Source organism: Mesorhizobium escarrei, from assembly GCF_935825525.1.
In the GTDB taxonomy this organism is placed as follows: Bacteria; Pseudomonadota; Alphaproteobacteria; order Rhizobiales; family Rhizobiaceae; genus Mesorhizobium; species Mesorhizobium escarrei.
This window is the reverse complement of the sequence record NZ_CAKXZT010000151.1, coordinates 1-22,264: the sequence shown is the minus strand read 5'-3', so window position 1 is coordinate 22,264 and position 22,264 is coordinate 1. Positions and strand designations below refer to the sequence as shown.

Here is a 22,264-nt window from a genome sequence, read left to right as displayed (position 1 = left end):
GCCGTCCACCCCATCATGCCGTGATGGTGGTGCAGTGCTCCGGCGGCGCAGAATCGAACACCATCCTGTTCCGCGGTAACGGGCAATCGGGCGGCCATTCCGATCGGTGGTATGATCGCACTAATCCTGATCCGCCGTGCCCTTCGGCAGAGGTAACGGCATGGATCCTAGGGTCTGCACTCCGCTTCGCGTCGCTCCGCCCTAGGATGACGAAAGACGAGCGTTTCAGCGCCCTACCAATCGCTGAGCTTGGTGCCGGGCCCGTATTCCTGGCCCTCGACATCCTTCACCACGGCCTGGCCGCAGCGCATGCTCTTGGTCTGCTTGTCGTAGGAATAGCTCGGCGAGCCGAACAGATGCCAGCCCTTGTTCAGCGCCGCCGTCACCTTGTGGCAGAAGCTGGAATCGTCCGGGCCGGACAGAAAGCGGTAGAGTTTCATTTTTCATTCCTGTGGTGAGTTGCAATCATACCCCCGCTGGCATGCCCCGCTGGCGGCCGCCTTCGCCAGCAGTTTTTCGGCCTGCGCCAGATGCAGCCGTTCGAGCATTTTTCCATTCAGCGCAATGACTTGCCTGCCGGTATTTTCGGCAAGCGCGAAGGCATCCTTCACCGAGCGCGCCTCGGCCACCGCTTCGGCAGATGGCGCAAAGGCTCGGTTTGCGGCATCGATCTGGGTCGGGTGGATCAGCGACTTGCCGTCGAACCCCATGGCGGCTGCTTCCGTGCATTGGCGCGCAAAAGCGTCCAGATCGCGAAAATCGTTGAAGACACCGTCGAGCAGATCGAGGCCGCCGGCGCGCGCGGCGAGCACCATCTGCATCAGCCACGGTGTGAGATAGCGCCGGTCGGGCGTCGCGAGAATGCCGGTGTCCTTGACCAGGTCGTTCGTTCCGGCAACGAAACAGACCAGCCGCGAGGCCGGATCGCGGCCAAGCTCAGCGATCGGGCCGATGTTGAGCAGCGCCTTGGGCGTTTCGATCATCGCCCATAGTTTCACCGCGTCGGGTGAAAAATTGTCGTCGAGGACGTCGCCGGCTTCCAGGACGTCGCGCGGCGTATCGACCTTGGGCAGCAGAATGGCGTCGGGCTCGCAGCTTGCCGCAGCCAGCAAATCGTCGGCGCCCCATTCGCTGGAGCGCGGGTTGATGCGCACGACCATCTCGCAGCGCCGGCCAGGGCGGTTGGCGAAGATGCCGGCCAGCTTTTCCCGTGCGAAAACCTTGTCGGCCGGGGCGACGGCATCTTCGAGATCGATGATGACGGCGTCGCAATCCAGCGACGCAAGCTTGGCCAGCGCCTTGTCGTTCGAGGCCGGGACGTAGAGCACCGAGCGGCGCGGGCGATAGGTTTCGGTCATCTCAGATCTATGCCGCCTGCGGCCGGTCGAGGCAAGCCGTCTGGCTCCTACATTGGGCAATTGCCGCTTCAGGAGAAGGACCACGGCTTAATTCCAGCTTGGGTTCCTCGCCCCACGAGAGTGGGGCGAGGAACCCCGATTCTGCGAAGGCAACCGATTTCAAAGCTGAAGCGATGACCCTGCACGAAAACTGCACGGGATTGCGGAAAACCTCCTCGGACCCGCCTCGCTGCCTGCATTTCGGCCGGGCGATACAGGCGGTATGCAAGAGCGAGAAAAACCCCGTTGGTCCCTACCGTACCGCCTCCGCAATGACAGTTGGTGGCTCGTCGAACCGCCGCGGACGCACGGTTCGGCGACTCTCTTCCCCTTCATCCGCAAATCTCCGCCCCCCGGCCGGATCAAAGCCGCGGAGAAAGCCCGATCATGACATCGCTGGTTACCGTCACGCCGAGCACTTGCGCGCGCTTCGGCGTTGCCGTCCTGCTTGCCGCGCTGGCCGATTTCTTCTTCTATGGGCAGCCGGTCGGCATCACGCTTTTCCTGTTCGGCGTCACTCTGGCCGCCGCAGCCGCGGCGATCCAGCCGTCGGCGCTCAGCGCCGGCCGGGCCTGGTTCAAACCCGTTGCCCTGCTTGTCGGGCTGCTGCCGCTCCTCGAAAATGTCAGTGCGCTGTCCGTCGCGATCGGGCTGGCGGCGCTGGCCGTCTTTGCGCTTTCGCTGGTCGGGCGGCTGCGGCGCGGGTTTGCCCGCATTGCCGGCCAGGTCGCGCTGTTCCTGATCGCAGCGCTGTTTCGGTTCGTCCACGATTTTTTCCGCTGGCGCAAGGCGGCGCGGCGGCTTGGCCGGCGGCGCATCCGCTTCGCGGCGATCGCCGTCTGGATCATGCCGCTAACCCTGGGCGCAGTGTTTCTGGCGCTGTTCGGCGCCGCCAATCCGGTTATCGAATACTGGCTGTCGCTGATCGATCTCCACGCACTGCTCGACCTCATCCAGCTGCCGCGGCTGGCCTTCTGGCTGGTCGTGCTTGCCGGCGTCTGGGCCTTTCTGCGCCCGCGCCTGCCGCGCTTCTTGCGCCGCATTGCGCGTCGGGTGGCACCTGTCCCTGTCAGCGGGGTGACGACGACGACAAAACCCGCCAAGGCGATCGAGGACATCATCTTCGGCAAGGCCGCCATTCTTCGCGCGCTGGTGGTCTTCAACATCCTGTTCGCGATGCAGACCGTGCTCGACGCCACCTATCTGTGGGGCGGCATCGCCCTGCCCGACGGGCTGACCTACGCCGCTTACGCGCATCGCGGCGCCTATCCATTGATCCTCACGGCGCTGCTCGCCGCCGGTTTCGTCCTGGCGGCGCTTAGGCCGGGAAGTGCCACTTCCAGCGATCCGTTCATCCGCCGGCTGGTCTATGTCTGGGTGGCGCAGAACATCGTGCTGGTCATCTCGTCGATCCTGCGGCTCGAACTCTATGTCGGCATCTATGCGCTGACCTACTGGCGCGTCGCCGCCTTTGTCTGGATGGGATTGGTCGCGGCGGGCCTCGCCCTGATCATCGCCCGCATCGCGCTCGGAAAATCCAATGAATGGCTGCTTTCCGCCAATCTTCTGACGCTATCGGCGACGCTTTATGCCTGCTCGTTCATCAACTTTGCCGCCCTGATCGCCAACTACAATGTCGAGCACTCATTGGAAATGACCGGCCACGGCAGCGAGCTCGATTTCTGGTACCTGCGTTCGCTCGGTCCCAGCGCCCGGCCGGCGCTCGATCGCTTCCTCGAGCAGCAGGCCAGGACGAATGCGGCCAGCGTTTCCCCCCACCGCGAACTCGTCCGTTTGCTTGGGCGCGACGAGGCCCGCTACCGCGCGGCTCGGGAAAACTGGCGCGCCTGGAGCTTTCGCGACTGGCGGCTCCTTCGCACTCTCGACACAGCTATCCCGTTCGTGGTTCCTCAGGGCTCCGAACCCTTCGTGCCGGGCCGCTGATTGATGCCGCATCATATCCTGATCGCCGACGATGATCCGCACATCCGCGAGATCATCTGCTTCGCCCTCGAAAAGGCCGGCATGAAAACGGTTGCAGTAGCCGACGGCGCCTCCGCCTTGCAGGCGATCGAGCGCCGCGCGCCGGACCTTGTCGTGCTCGACATCGGCATGCCGGAGATGGGCGGGCTGGAGGTCTGCCGGCGGCTGCGGCACACATCGGATGTGCCGGTGCTGTTCCTGTCCGCGCGTGATGAAGAAATCGACCGCGTCCTGGGGCTCGAAATGGGTGGCGACGACTATGTCACCAAGCCGTTCAGCCCGCGCGAGCTGGTCGCCCGCGTCAACGTCATCCTGCGGCGTGCCCGCCCGCCAGCCCAGACCGACGACAGGCAATTCTCGCATGGCAGACTGGCTTTGGTGCCGGCAAGCCACGCCGCCAGCTTCGACGGCAGGCCGCTGGTGCTGACCTCGATCGAATTCGCCATCCTGAAGGGGTTTCTGGCGCGCCCGGCGCATGTGCTTGGGCGCGACATGGTGATGGCCAATGCCTATGCCGGCAACATCCATGTCGCCGACCGAACCGTCGACAGCCATATCCGCAACATCCGCGCCAAGCTGGCGGCGGCCGGCTGCACGGATGCGATCGAGACAGTGCATGGCGTCGGCTTCCGGCTCGGCCGGTGCGGCGCGTGACCGCGCATAAATGGCGCCCGCGCCTCGCCACCATCGTTGTCGCCATCCTGATCATGGTGATGGCGCTGCCGCTGGTCGGCCTGTTCTTCTTCAGGCTCTACGAGAACCAGCTGATCCGCCAGACCGAGGCCGAGCTGATCGCGCAAGGTGCCGCCCTTGCCGCCATCCATGCGCAAGAGGTTCGCGACGCCGGCCTCCCGGCTGAAAAGCTCGGCGCGGCCGTGCCTGCCGACAGAGACAATCCGGACTCTCCCTACCGGCCGATCGAGCCAAGCCTCGATCTCGCGTCCGACAGGGTTCTGGCGACCCGACCTGCGGCGACGGCCGCCACCGTCGATCCCGCTTTCACGGCGATCGGAGCGCGGCTGTCGGGCATTCTTGCCGAGACGCAGAGGACCACGCTTGCCGGCTTTCGGCTGCTCGACCCCAAAGGCGTCGTCATCGCCGGACGCGAAGAGGTCGGCCTGTCGCTCGGCGCCGTCGGCGAGGTTCGCGCAGCACTTGCCGGCCGCTACGCCAGCGTGCTCCGGCAGAGGATCTCCGACGAGCCGCCACCATCGCTCTATTCGGTCAGCCGCGGCACGAGAGTCCGCGTCTTCGTCGCCCTGCCGGTCGCCGTCGACGGCAAGGTCGCCGGCGTGGTCTACCTGTCGCGGACGCCGAACAACATCGTCAAGCATCTCTATGGCGAGCGCGGCAAGGTGGTGCTGGCGGCGATCGCCGTCCTCGGCGGCACGCTGCTCATCGGCCTTGTCTTCCTGCGCACCGTAAGCCGGCCGATCTACGCGCTGATGGAGCGGACAAAGCGCATCGCCGCCGGTGATCGCGCGGCGATCAGGCCGCTCGACCATCATGGCACGCGCGAGATGGCAGCACTGTCCGACGCCTTCCTCGACATGGCCGAAAAGCTGCATGCGCGCTCAGACAGCATCCAGACCTTCGCCACTCACGTCTCGCACGAGCTCAAATCGCCACTGACGGCGATCCAGGGTGCGGCCGAACTGCTGCGCGATTCGGGTAGCGCGATGGACGAGGCCGAGCGGTGGCGGTTTTCGGACAACATCGTCACCGACGCTGGGCGGCTCAATTTGCTGGTGCGCCGTCTGCTCGACCTGGCGCGCGCCGAAAACCTTGCGCCAAGCGGTGAAAGCACGTCGTTAGGTGCCGCGCTGGCGCTGCTGCCAGCCGAGAACACGATAGCGGTGCGCGTCGAGGCGGGCGGCGAGACCCGCCTGCGCATCTCGGCCGAGAACGCGGCGATCGTGCTCGCCAATCTCATCGACAATTCGGCGCGGCATGGCGCGACGCTGGTCTCGATCACGGCGGCGAGCGCAGTCGGCAAGGCGACGATCCTGCTGAGCGACGACGGCGCCGGCATTTCGCCCAGCAACCGGGCGCGTATTTTCGAGCCATTCTTCACCACGCGCCGCGATCGCGGCGGCACCGGCATGGGCCTCGGCATCGTTATGGCCCTCCTGAAAGCGCATGATGGCACGATCCGCCTGGTTGACTCCGAGCGCGGCACGCGCTTCGAGATCATCCTGTCGGCTGTATGAATTGGAGCCTGATCAGAAACCGGTTTTCGGGATCATGCTCTGGAACTGGAGAAGCGAAAAAGTGCGCTACGACGTCGTTATCATCGGCGGAGCCATCGTCGGCTCCTCGATCGCCTATTATCTGCGCGAGGAAGGGTTTTCAGGCTCGATCGCGCTGGTCGAGCGCGACCCGCAGTTCGCCCATGCGGCGACGACGCTGTCCTGCGCTTCGATCCGCCAGCAGTTTTCGATTCCCGAAAACATCCGCCTGTCGCAGTTCACGCTGAAACTGTTCCGGCGGCTTACGGAAGAATTCGGGGCCGACGCCGATATCGGCTTTCGCGAAGGCGGCTATCTCATCCTTGCCGGCGACAACGGGCTGCCGATCCTCAAGGCCAATCACCAGACGCAGATGGCCGAGGGCGCCGACGTCGTGCTTGAAGATGCGGAGGCGCTCGTCCGCCGGTTCCCGTGGCTGTCGGCCGAGGGCATCACCGCCGGCGCCTATGGCCGCACGGGCGAGGGCTGGTTCGACGCGCATGCCATGCTGATGCTGTTCCGCAAGGCGCTGCGGGAGAAGAAGATCGATTTCATCACCGCCGATGTGACCGGCATCGAACGGCAGGGCGACTGCGTCACCGGGGTAAACCTCGACAATGGCGAGCGGCTCGACGCCGGCATCGTCGTCAACGCCGCCGGGCCGAATGCCGGCAAGGTTTCCGCAATGGCCGGACTGGTGTTGCCGGTGGAGCCGCGCAAGCGCAGTGTCTTCATCTTCGAGGCGCGCGAGAAATATGACGACATGCCGCTGCTGGTCGATCCCTCAGGCATCTATGTCAGGCCGGAAGGCTCGGTCTACATCACCGGCGGCGGCGAGCCGGAAGAGGGCGACGGCCCCGCCGACGCGAGCGATTTCGAGCCCGACTGGCCGCTGTTCGAAGAGGTGATCTGGCCGGTGCTGGCGACCCGCATCCCCGCCTTCGAGGCGATCAAGCCGACGCGCGCCTGGGCCGGCCATTACGATTACAACACGCTCGACCAGAACGCGGTGATCGGCCCGCATCCGCAAGTCGGGAATTTCCTCTTCGCCAACGGTTTTTCCGGCCACGGCCTGCAGCAGGCGCCGGCGGTCGGCAAGGCGCTGGCCGAGCTGATCGTGCATGGCGGCTACCGCACGGTGGACTGCTCGGCGTTTGGGTATGAGCGCGTTGCCGAGGGGCGGGCGTTTCGGGAATTGAATGTGATCTGAGGGAAACGCGGCGAACGCTCCGCGATTTTTGATGCTGGAGGGACAGCGCCCCCTCTGTCCTGCCGGACATCTCCCCCACATGGGGGGAGATTAGCAGTTTCAGCGTCCCGCTCACCCCTGCAACCGGTGGGGACAGCCAATCTCCCCCCATGTGGGGGAGATGTCCGGCAGGACAGAGGGGGCGCGAAGGATCGCGACAGGCGAGCCGTCAGCGCTCGCGGCCAAACCAGAAGGCGTCGGCCATGCGCGTCATGCCGATCCGTTCGTAGAAGCCGACGGCGTCGGGCACGGAAATCAGTGACATGGCGACCGATGGTCCGAGCTGCCGCCGCGCTTCGTCGAGCAGGCCCTTGCCGATGCCGAGCCCTTGCGCCGATTTGCAAACGGCGAGCTCGGAAATATAGCACACCCACGAGAAGTCGGTGATGCCGCGGGCAAGGCCAATCAGCGGCTTGTCAGGCGCAGCGAGGCGCGCCGTCAACATCAGATCGGCATTGGCAAGCATCGCCTTCAGACGGAGGTCGTCATCGACAGGCCGGGTGACGCCGAGGCCGGATTCCACCAGCACGCGACGGAACTCGGCTGCGTCGAGGGCCGGTTCGCTGGCGTAAAGGACTTTGGGACGTGTTGTCATGCCGGCCAAGGTGCACCATAGGGCGGCAACTTTGAAGGGGCCCTGTTTCGAAGGGGGCCTGTGCTCCAGGACCAAGCTGGCGAAAACAGCCGCCTTTTATTTGCCTGCAGCTTTGTGTAAACCGGGCGCCAACACATCCCCCGCAGCGAAAAGAAGACGGGCAAGACCTATGGAAAAATTCACCAAGCTCACCGGCGTTGCCGCGCCGATGCCGATCGTCAATGTCGACACCGACATGATTATCCCCAAGGATTATCTCAAGACGATCAAGCGCACCGGGCTCGGCAGCGGACTGTTTGCCGAAATGCGCTACAAGGACGACGGTTCGGAAAACCCCGACTTCGTGCTCAACAAGCCGGCCTATCGCAAGGCGCAGATTCTGGTCGCCGGCGACAATTTCGGCTGCGGCTCGTCGCGCGAACATGCGCCGTGGGCGCTGCTCGATTTCGGCATACGCTGCGTCATCTCGACCTCGTTCGCCGACATTTTCTACAACAACTGCTTCAAGAACGGCATCCTGCCGATCACCGTCAGCCCCGAGGATCTGGAGAAGCTGATGGACGACGCCTCGCGCGGCTCCAACGCAACGCTGTCGATCGACCTCGAAGCCAAGGAAATCCGCGGGCCGGACGGCGGCGTGGTCAAGTTCGACCTCGACGACTTCAAGCGGCACTGCCTGCTCAACGGGCTCGACGATATCGGCCTGACCATGGAGAAGGCCGACGCCATCGCCTCGTTCGAGAAGAAGAACGCCGAGCTGCGGCCCTGGGCCTGAGCGGTACAATGACCCCCGGCCGCGACAGGCCGGGTTCGTGGCGGCTGAACGGAGGGACAGGCATGACACGTTCGCTGCTTGCCGGCGCCTGCGCGCTGGCGTGGATTGTGATGCCGGTGGCTGGCGCGCATGCACAGACCGACACGGTGCTCGTGCCGGCTGACGATGCGTCCGGCGGGGCCGCCGACCTGGGCGCGTCGAGTAATGCGGGCCTGGCCGAGGATGACAGCCAAGCACCGGTCCCGTTCGAGAATGGGCAGCTGACCATCACCCAGCAGGAAGAGTATGGCGAGAAGGTGCTGGCCTATGACGGCAAGCAGCTGGCCAGCAATTACGATGTCTTCTTCGACAAAATTGTCGAGGTCGGCGGCGTCACGGTGGCGCTGGTCGATGTCGGCGACGGCGGCAATCAATGCGGTCCGGCCAAGGTGATCGTGTGGAAGCCGGAAGGCGGCACCATCCAGAGCACCACGGTCGAGCAGGATGAATGCGGCGCACCGCCGGCCGCGCTGTCCGACAGCGCGATCTATTTCGTGCCTCATCTCTTGCCGGGCGAATCGAAGCCGGCGCTGCAATGGTCGCCGACCGGCGGGTTGTCGACCTCGGGCAATCTCACCTACATGCCGGAGCCGGGTACCGGCTGGAAAGATATCGACCCGACGAAGTACGAGAGCATAGTCGATGCCTTCCATAACGAGGCCATCTACAGGCAAGCCGCGACGCTGCTCGGCAAGCAGATGCCCGACATGGCCACCAGCCTGCTGGTCGGCGGCGGCACCGAGAAGACCGCCTCAGGCGTCTTCTACGCCAGCGGCTGCATGCCGCATGATTGCGGCGGCAGTGACGGTTTCATGGCGATCGATCCGGCCAGCCACAAGCTCTATTTCGCCCGCCGCGGCGACAAGCCCGAGCCGGATGCGTGGCCGGCTGTGAACACCTGGCCCGCCGAGGTCAGGGAAGCAATGGACAAGGCGCTCGGCTCGCCGAATTAGCTTCTTGCTTCGCACCTCGTTCCCGAGGCGGCCCGAGCGGCGGCAGTCGTAACCTTAGACTATCGACAAAAAAGCCCGGCGCATGACCGGGCTTTCCGTCGAATAGGGACTTTTATCAGTCGCCATCGATCGCCGTGGCGATGCGGGCGATGGCCTGTTGATAGTTGCTCGCGTCATTCCAGCCGGCAATTGCACCGAGATTGGCCTGCGCGCTGGCACCCGGCTGCCAACCATGAGCCTTGAGGAAGTTGGCGGTGGAAGCCAAGGCAGTGGCCTTGTCGCGCAGATTTCCGCTGCCGACCCCGTATTTCAAAACATTTCCGGGCAGGAACTGGGTATGGCCAATCTCGCCATGCATGGCGCCGACCGACGAGGCGCTCAACGCGCCGCGATCAACCAGCTTCAGGGCTGCAACAGCATGCGGGTAAAAGAACTCCGGGCGGCGGCAATCATAGGCAAGCGTTACAATGGCGGAGACCGTATTCTGCTTGCCCAAGAAGGAACCGAAGCCGGTCTCCATACCCCAGATGGCGAGCAACACACCCGGCGACACGCCGTAGGTCCGTTCGATCTTGTCGAACAGCGCGGCGTTCGACTTCTTCAGCGAACGGCCCTTGGAAATGATGGTGGATGCGCCACGGCGCTTCATGAAAGCTTCGACCGAGCCGCCGAAAGCCTTGTGGACGGCGCGGTCGGCGGCGATCGTCCTTTTTGCATAGGTCGCGCTAGCCAGGGCGGCCAGACCCTTCGAGCCTACACCGTTGGCTCTAGCCTCTGCGGCGAACTCAGCCTTCCACGCTTCGAAGCCGGCGCCTGTGTTGCCGCACTGGGCGGCCTGTGCAGCTGTTGCCGCCGCAAGCATCATCGATGCTGCCGCCGCTAAAATCTTTGCCTTGGCAAAAAATGCCATGTTGCTCTCCTCGTTGCCTGGATCTTGTCCCAAATACGAATTTGCCAGCGAAACGCCCGCTTGTCACACGTGCGCCCACTTGGACGCAGTACGCTCCAACACTTTACAATCAGCGCATCGTGCTTTTCCGAGAATCGAAACCGATTTTCGAGCCGCCGCGCTAAGAAGTCGTTTACGCATCGCCGCCGCAGCGCTGGCGAATGCCGGAGAACTTGCTTACGATCAAGTAATTATTGTGGCGGGGGCTGGAATATTCATGGAAGACGTTGACGTCGTGGTCATCGGGGCCGGCTCGGCGGGACTTTCCGCCGCCAAGACCCTGCGTGCGGCCGGCCTTTCCTTCAAGCTGGTCGAAGCGATGAACCGTATCGGCGGCCGCGCCTGGACCAGCGACCAGCATTTCGGCGTTCCTTTCGACATCGGCTGCGCCTGGCTGCACGCGGCCGACCGCAATCCCTACGTTCCCGAGGCGCAAGCCGCCCGCTGGACGCTTCACCATCACGATATGAATATCGATCATCTCTACTATCGCAACCGAAAGGCGAGCGAGGACGAAGAGGCCGCGATGAAAGCGGCCGATAGCAGGTTGTTCGAGCTGCTGGCCGCGCATGAGGTCAAGGTTGGCGACGACGACCGTCTTTCGGCGTTGCTCGCCAAAGGTCATGCGCCGCGCGCTGCCGCCACCTTTGCTGGGCCGATGGACTTCGGCGCCGACGAGGACGAGATATCGATTCGCGACTTTCAGGCCGCCGCCGATCTCGATCCGAACTATTTCACCAAGGAGGGGTTCGGCGCGCTGGTCGCCCGTTTCGGCGCCGACGTGCCGGTCGAGCTGTCGACGCCGGTGCGGAAAATCCTCTGGGACCTGCCCGGCGTCGCCTGCGTCACCGATCGCGGCACCATTCGCGCCAAGGCGGTCATCGTCACCGCCTCGCCGGCGGTGCTCGCCTTCGAGGAGATCGAATTCGCACCGGCGCTGCCCGACAGGCATTTCGCTGCCTTCTTCGACCTGCCGATGGGCATGCTGACCAAGCTGCCGGTCGAAATCACCGGCACCAGGCTCGGGCTGGCGCCATTTGACGACCTGCTGATCGAGCGGCTGGCCAGGCACGACATCTACTTCCTTTGCTTTCCCTTCGACCTCGACCTGATGGTCGGCTACGTCGGCGGCGATTTCGCCTGGGAGATGTCGGCGGCGGGCGAGGCGGCAGGCGTCGACTTTGTCGTCGACCGGCTGTGCGCCATATTAGGCAATGACGTCAGAAGACATGTCGGGCGGGCTATGATGACCAATTGGGGCGGCGAGCGGTTCGTGCGCGGCGCCTATGCGGCGGCGCGGCCTGGCCGTTCGCAGGCGCGCGCCACGCTGATGCAGCCGGTGGCGGAAAAAATCTTTTTCGCCGGCGAGCATCTGGCCGGGCCGCTGATGCAGACCTGCGGCGGCGCCAGGCTGTCGGGCGAGGCGGTGGCGAGAACGGTCGCCGCCCAGCTGGCGGCAAAATAGCGTTGGCAGGAACGCCGGTCGCCGACAGGCGTTTGGGCGATATGCCGCTGCGCACTATATCCGGGCCTGATGATTTGAGACCTGGTGGTTCGAGACCTGGTGATTCGAGATTGGGATGAAGCTCTTCGACTGCCCGCATTGCGGCCACCGTCTCTATTTCGAGAACGCCCAGTGCCTGAACTGCGCCAGCCCCGTGCTCTACGATCCCGCGGATGCGCGCTTCGTGTTGTCTGGTGCCGGCGGCGTTTTCCAGTGCACCAATGCCGACGAGTGCGCCTGCAACTGGATGGCGGAACCTGGCCATGCCTTCTGCCGCGCCTGCGAGCTGAACCAGTTGATCCCCGACCTTTCGGTGGATGGCAACCGCCGTCGCTGGATCCGCGTCGAAGCGGCAAAGAAGCGGGCAATCTATTCGCTGCTCGCCGCCGGACTGCCGGTCGTGCCCAAGCGGAACGCTGGCGACGAGGCCGGCCTCGCCTTCGACTTTCTCGCCGATCCGATCGGCGGCCCAGGGGGCGCGCGCATCCTGACCGGCCATGACAACGGCTTGATCACACTGAATGTCGCCGAGGCGGACTCGGCCGAGCGCGAAAGACGGCGCGTCGAGATGGGCGAGAACTACCGAACGTTGCTCGGCCATTTCCGCCATGAGCTCGGCCACTATTACTGGGACCGCCTGATCCGCGACGACCCGCAACGGCTTGCCGCCTTCCGCGCATTGTTCGGCGACGAGCGCGTTGATTACGAGCAGGCGCTGAAGACCTACCATGCCAAAGGTGCTGCGCCCGACTGGCAGCAGGACCACATTTCTGCCTATGCCACGTCCCATCCCTGGGAGGACTGGGCCGAGACATGGGCGCACCATCTGCACATCACCGATACGCTGGAGATGGTGCATGCGCTGAATTTCCCGCTCGGCCGACTGGAAACGGTAGAGGCCAACGAGCTGTCGCGCAGCGACACCGGCGGCGAGCTGCAACCGGCGCCGTCGGAACCTGCCGCCGTTCTCGAACCGTTCGAAAAGGTCCTGGCCCGCTGGCTGGTGCTGTCGGAAGCGTCCAACTCGATCAACCGCTGCATGGGCCTGCCGGACCTTTATCCCTTCGTCATCTCGGAGGTGACCGCACGGAAGCTGGCCTTCGTTCATGAACTCCTGACTGTCGTGAAAGAAACCGGAACAAAACGTGAGCCGGCCGAGGCGTTTTAGCCGGAACGCATGAAGCCTTGTTTCGTTTCATTCGAGAGGGACCATCAAAACGGAGCGAAACCATGAAGCGCATACTGTTTCCTGCTGTCGCCGGAGCGCTTGTCGCCATGTCGGGCACAGCCTTGGCTGACACCGCCGTCTCGGCTGTCACCGATCTCAACGTACGCGCCGGCCCCGGCCCGCAATACCCGGTCATCGGCGTGCTCGCCGCGGGCCAGTCGGCAACGCTTGATGGCTGCATCCGAAACAGCAAATGGTGCACCGTCGCCGAGGCCAATGGCCAGGGCTGGATCTATTCCGACTATGTGACGGCCGATTTCGGCGGCAACAAGGTCGTGCTGACGGAACGCCCTGACGACGCAGACATTGCCATCGTCGAAGCGCCCGCCGACGTCGACTATCCCGGCACGTATACCGGAGCGATCGTCGCTGGCGAGCCGATCGAGCCGATCAGACGGCCGCCGGCCGAAGTCCGCACCTATATCGAGACCAACCGGCTCGACCCGGTCTATCTCGAGGGCGAGGTGGTTACGGGCGCGACCTTGCCCGATACCGTCGAGTTGCGCGAGATTCCGGACTATGACTACCGCTATGTCTACGTGAATGGTCAGCCGGCTCTGGTCGATCCCGGCACCCGACGCATCATGTACGTCGAGCGCTGACATCATCAACCAACCAGGCGGCCGCCCGGCAAGAGCCAATGGCGGCCGCCTCTTTTCGATATCGTTAACCTGAGCTTCGTGCTGGAGCGGCGTGCCCGCCGCTCCAGCCTTTTTTCGAGCGTCGGATTTTCCCAAACCGGTTCCACTTTCGGGTCCGATGCTCTAGACCATGCGACCCGAGCATCAGGCAAGGAACCCGCGTGATATTAGACCCTGCCGCCTTCGAGCACTATCGACGCTCTCCAAACGCCAAGACGACCCTGCCGCGCCTCCTGCTCGGAACGGCGATCGTTGTCCTGTTCTGGGTCGCGACAACCATCGCCGTGCTGTTCGGCGGCGCCTATTTCTTCATCGTCTGGCAGGCATCGTCTGCCGCCCCGGTGGAAGGAGGGGCGGTGCAGAATTTCATGGTCTCGCCCGCCGGGATCCTCGCCGCGCTTGCCTCCTTTGCCGGGATCTGGCTCGGCCTGTGGGCTGCCATGCGCTGGGTCCATCGCGAGCCGCTGATGGCGCTGATCGGCACAAGCCGCCGCGTTTCGCGCTCGGGATTTCTTAGGGGATTGGCCGCGGTGCTGATCACATCGCTGCTCTCCGAGATCCTGCTCTATCTTTTGCAGCCCGAGATTGCGCGCGGCCCGATCGGCCTGTCGTCCTGGCTGCTGTTCCTGATCCCGATCGCCGCGCTGACCCTGCTGCAGACCTCGTCCGAAGAGGTGCTGTTTCGCGGCTATCTCCTGAGGGGCCTGGCCAATCGGTTTCAAAACCCCTTCATCTGGGCGCTGCTGCCAGGACTTCTGTTCACTGCGATGCATTGGAGCCCAAGCTCGACGACCGCCATCAACGCCTGCGTGCTGGCCTCGATCGCCGCTTTTGCGCTGCTCCTAACGCTTGTGGTCTATGCCACGGGCAATCTCGGAGCCGCCTTCGGCGCTCATCTCGGCAACAATCTGACCGGTTTCCTGCTGATTTCGCATCAGCAAAGCTACAATTTCTTCGCCCTTTTCAACGCCAGGCCGCTCGAAGACCCTGGCTGGACGACCCTTGATGCCGTCCTCATCGCGGCGATCGGCATCGTCTGCAGCCTGTTGACGATCCTGCTGCTGCTGCACCCGCGCTCGCCGCTGAAAGTCGAGCCGGATATTTCGCAGCGCGGCGGCCCCAGCTGATGCGCATCACGCTGGTAGTGCTGCGATAAACCGAACCGGCCCGGTTCAGCGTATTCGGCCCGCACCTTGACTCCGCGGCCGATTTCCTGTCTACACGCCGCGAATTCCGCGACGAGTATCCCTCTGAGCAAGCCGACCGGGACGCCGAAGCCTCTTTGAGGTGACGTGCTGTAAATCGATCCTGGAGGCCAACATCCGGCAGCGCTGTGCGCCCCCGGGTGCTTTTTGGCTTTGGGCTTTACTTGGACACTGGGCGCGAACGCATTACCTCTCGGATCGAACCCGAACCGAGATTGAAGGAAGACAGATGTTTGAATCCCTTCAGGAGCGCCTTGGCTCCATCCTGAACGGCCTCACCGGCCGCGGTGCCCTGTCCGAGGCCGATGTCTCGGCGGCGCTGCGCGAGGTGCGCCGTGCGCTGCTCGAGGCCGACGTTGCGCTGGAAGTGGTGCGTTCCTTCACCGACAAGGTGCGCGAGAAAGCCGTCGGCGCCGCCGTGCTGAAGTCGATCAAGCCGGGGCAGATGGTCGTCAAGATCGTCCATGACGAGCTGGTCGAGATGCTGGGCGCCGAGGGCGTCGCGATCGACCTCAATGCGCCGGCTCCGGTCGTCATCATGATGGTCGGCCTGCAGGGCTCCGGCAAGACCACGACATCGGCCAAGATCGCCAAGCGCCTCACCGAGCGTCAGAACAAGAAGGTCCTGATGGCCTCTCTCGACACGCGGCGTCCCGCCGCGCAGGAGCAGCTCCGTCAGCTCGGCGAGCAGGTCAAGGTCGCCACACTGCCGATCGTCGAGGGCCAGACGCCGGTCGACATCGCCCGCCGCGCCGTGCAGGCGGCAAAGCTCGGCGGCCATGACGTCGTCATCCTCGACACCGCCGGCCGCACCCACATCGACGAGCCGCTGATGGTCGAGATGGCCGACATCAAGAAGGTCTCGTCGCCGCACGAAATCCTTTTGGTCGCCGATTCGCTGACCGGCCAGGACGCCGTCAATCTGGCAAAAAGCTTCGATGAGCGCGTCGGCATCACCGGCCTGGTGCTGACCCGCATGGATGGCGACGGCCGTGGTGGTGCAGCACTTTCCATGCGCGCCGTCACCGGCAAGCCGATCAAGCTGATCGGCACCGGCGAGAAAATGGACGGGCTGGAGGAATTCCATCCCAAGCGCATCGCCGACCGCATCCTCGGCATGGGCGACATCATCAGCCTCGTCGAAAAGGCTGCCGAAAACATCGACGCCGAGCAGGCGGCGGCGATGGCCAAGAAGATGCAGTCGGGCAAGTTCGACCTGAATGATCTTGCCGGCCAGCTTCAGCAGATGTCGAAGATGGGCGGCATGGGCGGCATCATGGGCATGATGCCGGGCATGGGCAAGATGAAGGACCAGATGGCCGCCGCCGGTCTCGATGACAAGATGTTCGGCCGTCAGCTCGCCATTATCTCGTCGATGACCAAGGCCGAGCGCGCCAACCCGGATATTCTGAAGCACTCGCGCAAGAAGCGCATCGCCGCAGGCTCCGGCACCGATGCGGCCGAGATCAACAAGCTCCTGAAGATGCACCGCGGCATGGCCGACATGATGAAGGCGATGGGCGGCAAGGGCAAAGGCGGTGGCCTGATGCGCGGCATGATGGGCGGCCTGGCTCAGAAGATGGGGCTCGGCGGGATGATGCCAGGGGGCATGGGTGGCCCGGGCGGCATGATGGGCGGCGGCATGCCGGACCTGTCTAAAATGGATTCCAAGCAGCTCGAAGCCTTGCAGAAGCAGGCACAGGCAGCCGGTCTCGGCGGCATGAAGGGTCTTCCCGGTGGCCTCCCAGGTGGCGGTGGTCTGCCTGGGCTGCCCGGCGGCATGAAGCTTCCTGGCCTGCCGGGATCCGGCGGCGGGCTGCCAATGCTTGGCAAGAATGGGCTCGGCAAGAACGCCCCTGGCAAGAAGAAGTGAGGGCGCCATGAACGAAGAGAAGGACATGGCCGACGCGCGCGCGGCGCTGGTCGACTACCGCGCCTCGATCGACAACATCGACGCAGCGCTCATCCACATGCTGGCCGAGCGCTTCCGCTGCACCAAGGCGGTCGGCGAGCTGAAGGCATCGCATGGCCTTCCGCCGGCCGATCCGGCACGCGAGCAGCAGCAGATCGCCCGCCTTCGCCAACTGGCGAAGGACGCCCATCTCGACCCGGATTTCGCGGAGAAATTCCTCAACTTCGTCGTCCGCGAAGTGATCCGACATCACGAGCATATCGCCGCATCCAACGGCGTAACGAAAACCGGCTGAGGACCAGTGCATGTCGCCCAAAAGTGCGCAGCGGTTTTGGGACAACGACATGCATAAAGACGACAGCCATAACCCCGATCAACGAAAATCAGAATTTTAGGAGAAAGAAAATGCCACTGAAAATCCGACTGGCCCGTGCGGGCTCGAAGAAGCGTCCCTATTACCACGTCGTCGTCGCCGACGCCCGTTCGCCGCGCGACGGCCGTTTCATCGAGTCGCTCGGTTCGTGGAACCCGCTGCTGCCCAAGGACGGCGAGCGGGTCAAGGTCGACGCCGACCGCGTCAAGCATTGGCTCTCGCATGGCGCCCAGCCGACCGACCGCGTGCTGCGCTTCCTCGACGAGGCCGGCATCGCCAAGCGTGAGGCCCGCTCCAACCCGAAGAAGGCCGAGCCCGGCAAGAAGGCGCAGGAACGCGCCGCACTTCTGAAGAAGGCGCAGGACGATGCAGCCGCCGCTGTTGCCGCCGCGGCAGCCGCGCCGGCCGAGGCGGAAGCCGCGACTGCGGAATAATCTGCCTTTTATCGCTTACGGAACGGCGGGCGCTTTGCCCGCCGTTTCATTTCGTCGGAGCTAATGACGCGGCTCGATCAATAGCCTGCCGGGCAGCGGGCGATGTAGACGCGTCCATAGCGATCGCGATAGCGGCACCGGCCGGGTTCGGTAGCACGACCGATCAGTGCGCCGGCGAGGGCGCCGACAGCACCACCGACCACCGCACCTTCAACTTCGTCATCAGCCACTGCAGCGCCGATAGCAGCGCCCCCTAGCCCACCGACCGCGGCGCCCTGTTCCGTCCGGGAACAGGCTGCGAGCGAAGTTGCCAATACTATCAGGACTACCAGTTTCTTCATCGTCGCTCCTCCCAAATGGGGTTTTCCGTCCTCTCCCCACATCGTCTAACTCGCAACCGGGCGATTTGATCCAAGGACAAGGAAGAAGGGTGGCGGCGCCCTCTCTGGCGGCGCGACCGCCATCTTTTGACGCCGCAGCTATCGGCTGAACGGGATCAGCGAGCGCACCCCGGGATTGCGCAGGAAAAGGCCGCCCCACAGAATGAGGCCGAGATAAACGCCGAACAATGTGTGCGAGAACAGCGGGCTGCCAAGACGCGCGTGGGTCGCGACGGCGCCGCCGAGATAGGCGGTGAGCAGGACGGCGCCGAGCACCGAGGTGCGCGGCACCGCGTAGAGCGCGGTCGAGACCAGCCCGATGATACCGAGCATGCGCGAGACACCGGGATCGGCCGGCCAGCCGAGCTGCACCATGGTCTGGGTGACGATATCGAGTGGCGGCAGCTTGATGACGCCGTCGAAGATCATGAACAGCACGATGAGGGCGCTGAGCCCACGGCCGGTCCACAGCGCGCCCGGCGTGACGGATGCAGTTTGAGACATGGTCATTGGTCCTCCGGTTGTTTCGAGCCCTCTTGGCGAGGGTCGAACCAAGGACGCGGCGTGAGGCGGCGATCCGACACGCCTATGATTTTTCCAGCGCACGGTGCTGCGGTGAGCGCGGGAACAAACCCTCAGGAAAAATAGAACTTTTCGGCAGGGATCATTTTCGGCGGCGCCTCGCCGAGTGCCTCGACCCCGGCCCTTCGCTGTCGCCACGGGCGTTCGTCGTTCGGAAAGCCAAGCAATTGGCTTTCCGTCCGCTTCGCGGATCACTTCTCACCCCCGTGAACGGGGAGAAGGGAGCTAACGGCCGAGGGCCGAGCCCGCGACTGGGGGCCGCCGGTTGTCCGGCGCCCCCGCGGAGGGCCCGCCGCGGCAGCGGCGATACGGCCCGTGAGCGAAAACTAAATCGGCCGAAGGCCGAGCCGTGAGCGAGAATCAAGCCGCCTTCTTTTTCGGTTGGATCAGCCCGCGCTCGATCAGCAATTCGGCGATCTGCACCGCGTTGAGTGCGGCGCCCTTGCGCAGATTGTCGGAGACGATCCACATCGACAAGCCGTTGTCGACGGTCGAATCCTCGCGGATGCGCGAGATGAAGGTCGCGTCCTCGCCGGCCGAGTCCAGCGGCGTGATGTAGCCGCCGTCCTCGCGCTTATCGAGAACCTGGCAGCCCGGCGCTTCGCGCAGAATCTCGCGTGCCTCATCGGCGGTGATCGGCTTTTCGAACTCGATGTTGACCGCCTCCGAATGGCCGATGAACACCGGCACGCGCACGCAGGTCGCCGTCAGCTTAATCTTGGGATCGAGCATCTTCTTGGTCTCGGCGACCATCTTCCACTCTTCCTTGGTGAAGCCGTCGTCGAGGAAGACGTCGATATGCGGGATGACGTTGAAGGCGATGCGCTTGGTGAACTTCTTGACGTCGACTTGGTCGGCGACGAACACGGCGCGGGTCTGCGTGAACAATTCGTCCATGCCTTCCTTGCCGGCGCCGGACACCGATTGGTAGGTGGCGACGACGACGCGCTTGATGGTGGCGAGGTCATGCAGCGGCTTCAGCGCCACGACCAGCTGCGCCGTCGAGCAGTTCGGGTTGGCGATGATGTTCTTGCGCGTGAACAGCGAAATCGCGTCCGGGTTCACTTCCGGCACGATCAGCGGCACGTCCTGGTCGTAGCGGAAGGCCGACGAATTATCGATGACGACGCAGCCCTGCTTGCCGATCTTCGGCGACCATTCCTTCGAAACGTTGCCGCCCGCCGACATGATGCAGATGTCGGTATCGGAAAAATCATACTGGTCGAGCGCCCTGACCTTCAGCGTGCGATCGCCGAACGACACTTCCGTGCCGTGGCTGCGCCGCGAGGCCAGCGCCACCACCTCGCTCACCGGAAAGCCGCGCTCTTCCAGTATGTTGAGCATTTCCCGACCCACATTGCCCGTGGCGCCGACGATTGCAACCTTGAAACTCATCGAAATCTCCTGTCCTCTCCGCTCGGTTTTTGGAGAAAACCCGCCGGCCGATGCGGGTTTCAACCCCCAGGCCGGACCCGGGAGAGGGTGGTTAGGCCAAAGGGAATCAGACCGTTTTAGTGGCCGTTTTACCGGTCTTTTTGGCCAAGAACGTGGTTTTGCTGGAACGAGAAGACGCGCCGAAACGCCCGGCCCAATGGTTCGCATTGCGGCCGGGGAAGTCGAAGGCAAGAAGCGCCATCAAATGGCCGCGCATCGAAACTACCCCATTCGGTGCCGGCTTTTACGCGGTTTGCGTAAAGAGTCAATCGCGACGCAGCGAGGCGGCTTGCCCTGTACAATGGCGGCGGCGCGAAGTACGAACGATTGGATCGTTTGGCTCGTGGCGCTCCTGGCGCTCGCCGACGGATGACCCATTGCCGGGCATAAAAGAATCCGAATTCCGAAAGAGTGAAATGTCCAATTTCGAAGCACTTGTCCCCGCGCTGGCAAAGGCGCTGGAAAAACGCGGCTATGTCGAGCTGACGCCGGTGCAGAAGGCGGTTCTCGAGCTCGGGCAGGCCGATGCGCTGGTTTCCGCCCAGACCGGCTCCGGCAAGACCGTCGCCTTCGGGCTGGCTCTGGCGCCGACCCTTCTCGACGGCGCCGAGCGCTTTTCCCATGCCGCAGCACCGCTGGCGCTGGCCGTGGCGCCGACGCGGGAGCTCGCCTTGCAGGTGACGCGCGAACTCGAATGGCTCTACGAACTGACCGGCGCAGCGATAGCGTCCTGCGTCGGCGGCATGGACATGCGCACCGAGCGCCGCGCGCTGGAGCGCGGCGCCCATATCGTTGTCGGCACGCCCGGCCGGCTGCGCGACCACATCACCCGCAATTCGCTCGACATGTCCGGGCTGAAGGCAGTGGTGCTGGACGAGGCCGACGAGATGCTCGATCTCGGCTTTCGCGAGGATCTGGAATTCATCCTCGACGCCGCGCCGGCCGAGCGCCGCACCTTGATGTTTTCGGCCACCGTGCCGCGCTCCATCGCCACGCTGGCCAAGGGCTATCAGCGCGATGCGGTGCGCATCTCGGCCGCCGGCGAGGAGAAGCAGCATCTCGACATCGAATACCGGGCGCTGAGCGTAGCCCAGGCCGACCGGGAAAATGCCATTATCAACGTGCTGCGCTATTACGAGGCGAAGAACGCACTGGTGTTCTGCAACACGCGCGCCGCCGTCAATCACCTGACCGCGCGCTTCAACAACCGCAACTTTTCCGTCGTCGCGCTTTCGGGCGAGCTGAGCCAGAACGAGCGCAGCCACGCGCTGCAGGCGATGCGCGACGGCCGCGCAAAAGTCTGCATCGCCACCGACGTGGCGGCGCGCGGCATCGACCTGCCCAACCTCGAACTGGTGATCCACGCCGACCTGCCGACCAATCCGGAGACGCTTCTGCACCGAAGCGGGCGGACGGGACGGGCGGGACGCAAGGGTGTCAGCGCGCTGATCGTGCCCAACAATGCCCGCAGGCGCACCGAACGGCTGCTGCAAAGCGCTGGCCTTGCGGCGACATGGGCGAGCCCGCCTTCGGCCGACGACGTCCTGCGCCGCGACGACGAGCGCATCCTCGCCGACCCGGTCTTCAGCGAACCGGTGAAGGAAGAGGAGCGCGGCTTCATCAATGCGCTTCTTGAGCAGCACAGCCCCGACCAGGTGGCTGCCGCCTTCGTGCGTCTGTGCCGTTCCAGCCGTTCGGCGCCCGAGGATCTCCTAGACGTCGCTCAGTTCACGCCGTCGGGCGACAGGCCCTCTGGCGATAGATCCGTCCGTCGCGACGAGGCGCCAAGCCGCCGCGACGATTTCGGCGACAGCGTCTGGTTCTCGCTGTCGGTGGGACGCAGGCAGAATGCCGAGCCGCGCTGGCTGATCCCGATGCTGTGCCGGACCGGCGGCATTTCCAAGCGTGAGATCGGCGCCATCAAGATGCAGCCGGAAGAAACCTTCGTGCAGATCGCGGCCGATTGGGCCGACCGGTTTTTCCAGGCAATCGGCCCGGACCGCAAGTTGCAGAATAACATCGCGGTGAAGCGGCTGGACGGCACGCCCGACCTGTCGCGAGCCGGCTATCAGGAGCCAGGGCCGGACAAGAAGCCGCACCGCGGCAAGCGGACGGTCGACCAAAACGCGCCCAAATTCGAGAAGCGTGCACCGTCAGCCGATCAGCGGCCCGCCGCATTCGAGGCAAAGCCCTGGGCCGGGAAGGCAGCGAAGGCGAAGTTCGAAGGTGCACCGGCGAAGCACAAGAAGTCGAAGAAACGGCCGGGGTAGTTCCTTGACACAGTAATCTTGACGGTTGGAGCCGTACGACGGTGAACGTCGACCGCTGCTTTCCGTGTCAGAACCCTTGGAAATTGGCCGGGACATCCCTCACTTCGTCATCCTAGGGCGGAGCAGGAGCGAA

At 64.2% G+C, this 22,264-nt stretch carries 22 protein-coding genes; 14 read left to right on the top strand and 8 right to left on the bottom strand.

Annotated features, from left to right (window positions below):
* Nucleotides 1–233: 233 nt before the first annotated feature.
* Together NMG80_RS27180 and NMG80_RS27175 are read right to left on the bottom strand one after the other, a co-directional pair.
* Complete coding sequence (locus tag NMG80_RS27180; protein ID WP_254020978.1) at nucleotides 234–440, bottom strand: DUF1737 domain-containing protein; 207 nt, start codon at nucleotides 438–440, stop codon at nucleotides 234–236.
* A 3-nt stretch (nucleotides 441–443) separates the two neighbouring features.
* On the bottom strand, nucleotides 444–1,358 hold the full coding sequence (locus NMG80_RS27175) for an HpcH/HpaI aldolase/citrate lyase family protein (RefSeq protein WP_254020977.1): 915 nt from the start codon (nucleotides 1,356–1,358) through the stop codon (nucleotides 444–446).
* A 426-nt stretch (nucleotides 1,359–1,784) separates the two neighbouring features.
* On the opposite strand from NMG80_RS27175, the gene NMG80_RS27170 reads away from it, so the two are divergent.
* From NMG80_RS27170 to NMG80_RS27155, 4 genes are all read left to right on the top strand, one after another.
* Nucleotides 1,785–3,341, top strand: a complete 1,557-nt coding sequence (locus NMG80_RS27170) for a DUF4153 domain-containing protein (RefSeq protein WP_254020976.1) — start codon at nucleotides 1,785–1,787, stop codon at nucleotides 3,339–3,341.
* Between the two features lie 3 nt (nucleotides 3,342–3,344).
* Nucleotides 3,345–4,034, top strand: coding sequence for a response regulator transcription factor (locus NMG80_RS27165; RefSeq protein ID WP_254020975.1), 690 nt, complete (start codon nucleotides 3,345–3,347; stop codon nucleotides 4,032–4,034).
* 59 nt (nucleotides 4,035–4,093) lie between these two features.
* Nucleotides 4,094–5,590 carry an ATP-binding protein gene (locus tag NMG80_RS27160; protein ID WP_254020979.1) on the top strand — a complete coding sequence of 499 codons (1,497 nt, stop codon included), beginning with the start codon at nucleotides 4,094–4,096 and terminating at the stop codon, nucleotides 5,588–5,590.
* Between the two features lie 61 nt (nucleotides 5,591–5,651).
* Complete coding sequence (locus NMG80_RS27155; RefSeq protein ID WP_254020974.1) at nucleotides 5,652–6,818, top strand: NAD(P)/FAD-dependent oxidoreductase; 1,167 nt, start codon at nucleotides 5,652–5,654, stop codon at nucleotides 6,816–6,818.
* Between the two features lie 208 nt (nucleotides 6,819–7,026).
* Here the strand turns inward: NMG80_RS27155 and NMG80_RS27150 are convergent, their stop codons facing one another.
* Nucleotides 7,027–7,452 (bottom strand): GNAT family N-acetyltransferase, encoded by a 426-nt coding sequence (locus tag NMG80_RS27150; protein ID WP_254020973.1) that lies wholly within the window; start codon nucleotides 7,450–7,452, stop codon nucleotides 7,027–7,029.
* Between the two features lie 169 nt (nucleotides 7,453–7,621).
* Between NMG80_RS27150 and leuD the strand changes: the two genes are divergently transcribed.
* Both leuD and NMG80_RS27140 read left to right on the top strand, forming a co-directional pair.
* The gene (leuD, locus tag NMG80_RS27145) at nucleotides 7,622–8,227 is read left to right on the top strand and encodes a 3-isopropylmalate dehydratase small subunit (protein WP_254020972.1); all 606 of its coding nucleotides are present in this window, start codon (nucleotides 7,622–7,624) and stop codon (nucleotides 8,225–8,227) included.
* 62 nt (nucleotides 8,228–8,289) lie between these two features.
* Nucleotides 8,290–9,219 carry an Ivy family c-type lysozyme inhibitor gene (locus NMG80_RS27140; RefSeq protein WP_254020971.1) on the top strand — a complete coding sequence of 310 codons (930 nt, stop codon included), beginning with the start codon at nucleotides 8,290–8,292 and terminating at the stop codon, nucleotides 9,217–9,219.
* 115 nt (nucleotides 9,220–9,334) lie between these two features.
* Here the strand turns inward: NMG80_RS27140 and NMG80_RS27135 are convergent, their stop codons facing one another.
* Nucleotides 9,335–10,129 carry a lytic murein transglycosylase gene (locus NMG80_RS27135; protein WP_254020970.1) on the bottom strand — a complete coding sequence of 265 codons (795 nt, stop codon included), beginning with the start codon at nucleotides 10,127–10,129 and terminating at the stop codon, nucleotides 9,335–9,337.
* Between the two features lie 256 nt (nucleotides 10,130–10,385).
* Between NMG80_RS27135 and NMG80_RS27130 the strand changes: the two genes are divergently transcribed.
* From NMG80_RS27130 to rpsP, 7 genes are all read left to right on the top strand, one after another.
* Nucleotides 10,386–11,633 (top strand): flavin monoamine oxidase family protein, encoded by a 1,248-nt coding sequence (locus NMG80_RS27130; RefSeq protein ID WP_254020969.1) that lies wholly within the window; start codon nucleotides 10,386–10,388, stop codon nucleotides 11,631–11,633.
* Nucleotides 11,634–11,748: 115 nt separating this feature from the next.
* The gene (locus NMG80_RS27125; protein WP_254020968.1) at nucleotides 11,749–12,840 is read left to right on the top strand and encodes a zinc-binding metallopeptidase family protein; all 1,092 of its coding nucleotides are present in this window, start codon (nucleotides 11,749–11,751) and stop codon (nucleotides 12,838–12,840) included.
* Nucleotides 12,841–12,902: 62 nt separating this feature from the next.
* Nucleotides 12,903–13,502 (top strand): DUF1236 domain-containing protein, encoded by a 600-nt coding sequence (locus tag NMG80_RS27120; RefSeq protein ID WP_254020967.1) that lies wholly within the window; start codon nucleotides 12,903–12,905, stop codon nucleotides 13,500–13,502.
* A gap of 200 nt (nucleotides 13,503–13,702) precedes the next feature.
* Complete coding sequence (locus tag NMG80_RS27115; protein ID WP_254020966.1) at nucleotides 13,703–14,668, top strand: CPBP family intramembrane glutamic endopeptidase; 966 nt, start codon at nucleotides 13,703–13,705, stop codon at nucleotides 14,666–14,668.
* 307 nt (nucleotides 14,669–14,975) lie between these two features.
* Nucleotides 14,976–16,619 carry a signal recognition particle protein gene (gene ffh, locus NMG80_RS27110; RefSeq protein ID WP_254020965.1) on the top strand — a complete coding sequence of 548 codons (1,644 nt, stop codon included), beginning with the start codon at nucleotides 14,976–14,978 and terminating at the stop codon, nucleotides 16,617–16,619.
* 7 nt (nucleotides 16,620–16,626) lie between these two features.
* Nucleotides 16,627–16,953, top strand: a complete 327-nt coding sequence (locus NMG80_RS27105) for a chorismate mutase (RefSeq protein ID WP_095495656.1) — start codon at nucleotides 16,627–16,629, stop codon at nucleotides 16,951–16,953.
* Nucleotides 16,954–17,063: 110 nt separating this feature from the next.
* On the top strand, nucleotides 17,064–17,465 hold the full coding sequence (rpsP, locus tag NMG80_RS27100) for a 30S ribosomal protein S16 (RefSeq protein ID WP_027153676.1): 402 nt from the start codon (nucleotides 17,064–17,066) through the stop codon (nucleotides 17,463–17,465).
* A gap of 77 nt (nucleotides 17,466–17,542) precedes the next feature.
* Here rpsP and NMG80_RS27095 read toward each other — a convergent pair whose 3' ends face one another.
* The 4 genes from NMG80_RS27095 to NMG80_RS27080 all read right to left on the bottom strand — a co-directional run bounded on the left by NMG80_RS27095 (nucleotide 17,543) and on the right by NMG80_RS27080 (nucleotide 20,078).
* Nucleotides 17,543–17,806: a YMGG-like glycine zipper-containing protein gene (locus tag NMG80_RS27095; RefSeq protein WP_254020964.1), complete on the bottom strand. Its 264-nt coding sequence runs from the start codon at nucleotides 17,804–17,806 to the stop codon at nucleotides 17,543–17,545.
* A gap of 138 nt (nucleotides 17,807–17,944) precedes the next feature.
* Nucleotides 17,945–18,355: a DoxX family protein gene (locus NMG80_RS27090; protein WP_254020963.1), complete on the bottom strand. Its 411-nt coding sequence runs from the start codon at nucleotides 18,353–18,355 to the stop codon at nucleotides 17,945–17,947.
* A gap of 432 nt (nucleotides 18,356–18,787) precedes the next feature.
* Nucleotides 18,788–19,822, bottom strand: a complete 1,035-nt coding sequence (locus NMG80_RS27085) for an aspartate-semialdehyde dehydrogenase (RefSeq protein WP_254020962.1) — start codon at nucleotides 19,820–19,822, stop codon at nucleotides 18,788–18,790.
* A 106-nt stretch (nucleotides 19,823–19,928) separates the two neighbouring features.
* Nucleotides 19,929–20,078, bottom strand: coding sequence for a hypothetical protein (locus tag NMG80_RS27080; protein WP_254020961.1), 150 nt, complete (start codon nucleotides 20,076–20,078; stop codon nucleotides 19,929–19,931).
* 199 nt (nucleotides 20,079–20,277) lie between these two features.
* On the opposite strand from NMG80_RS27080, the gene NMG80_RS27075 reads away from it, so the two are divergent.
* The gene (locus NMG80_RS27075; RefSeq protein ID WP_254020960.1) at nucleotides 20,278–22,131 is read left to right on the top strand and encodes a DEAD/DEAH box helicase; all 1,854 of its coding nucleotides are present in this window, start codon (nucleotides 20,278–20,280) and stop codon (nucleotides 22,129–22,131) included.
* Nucleotides 22,132–22,264: the final 133 nt, after the last annotated feature.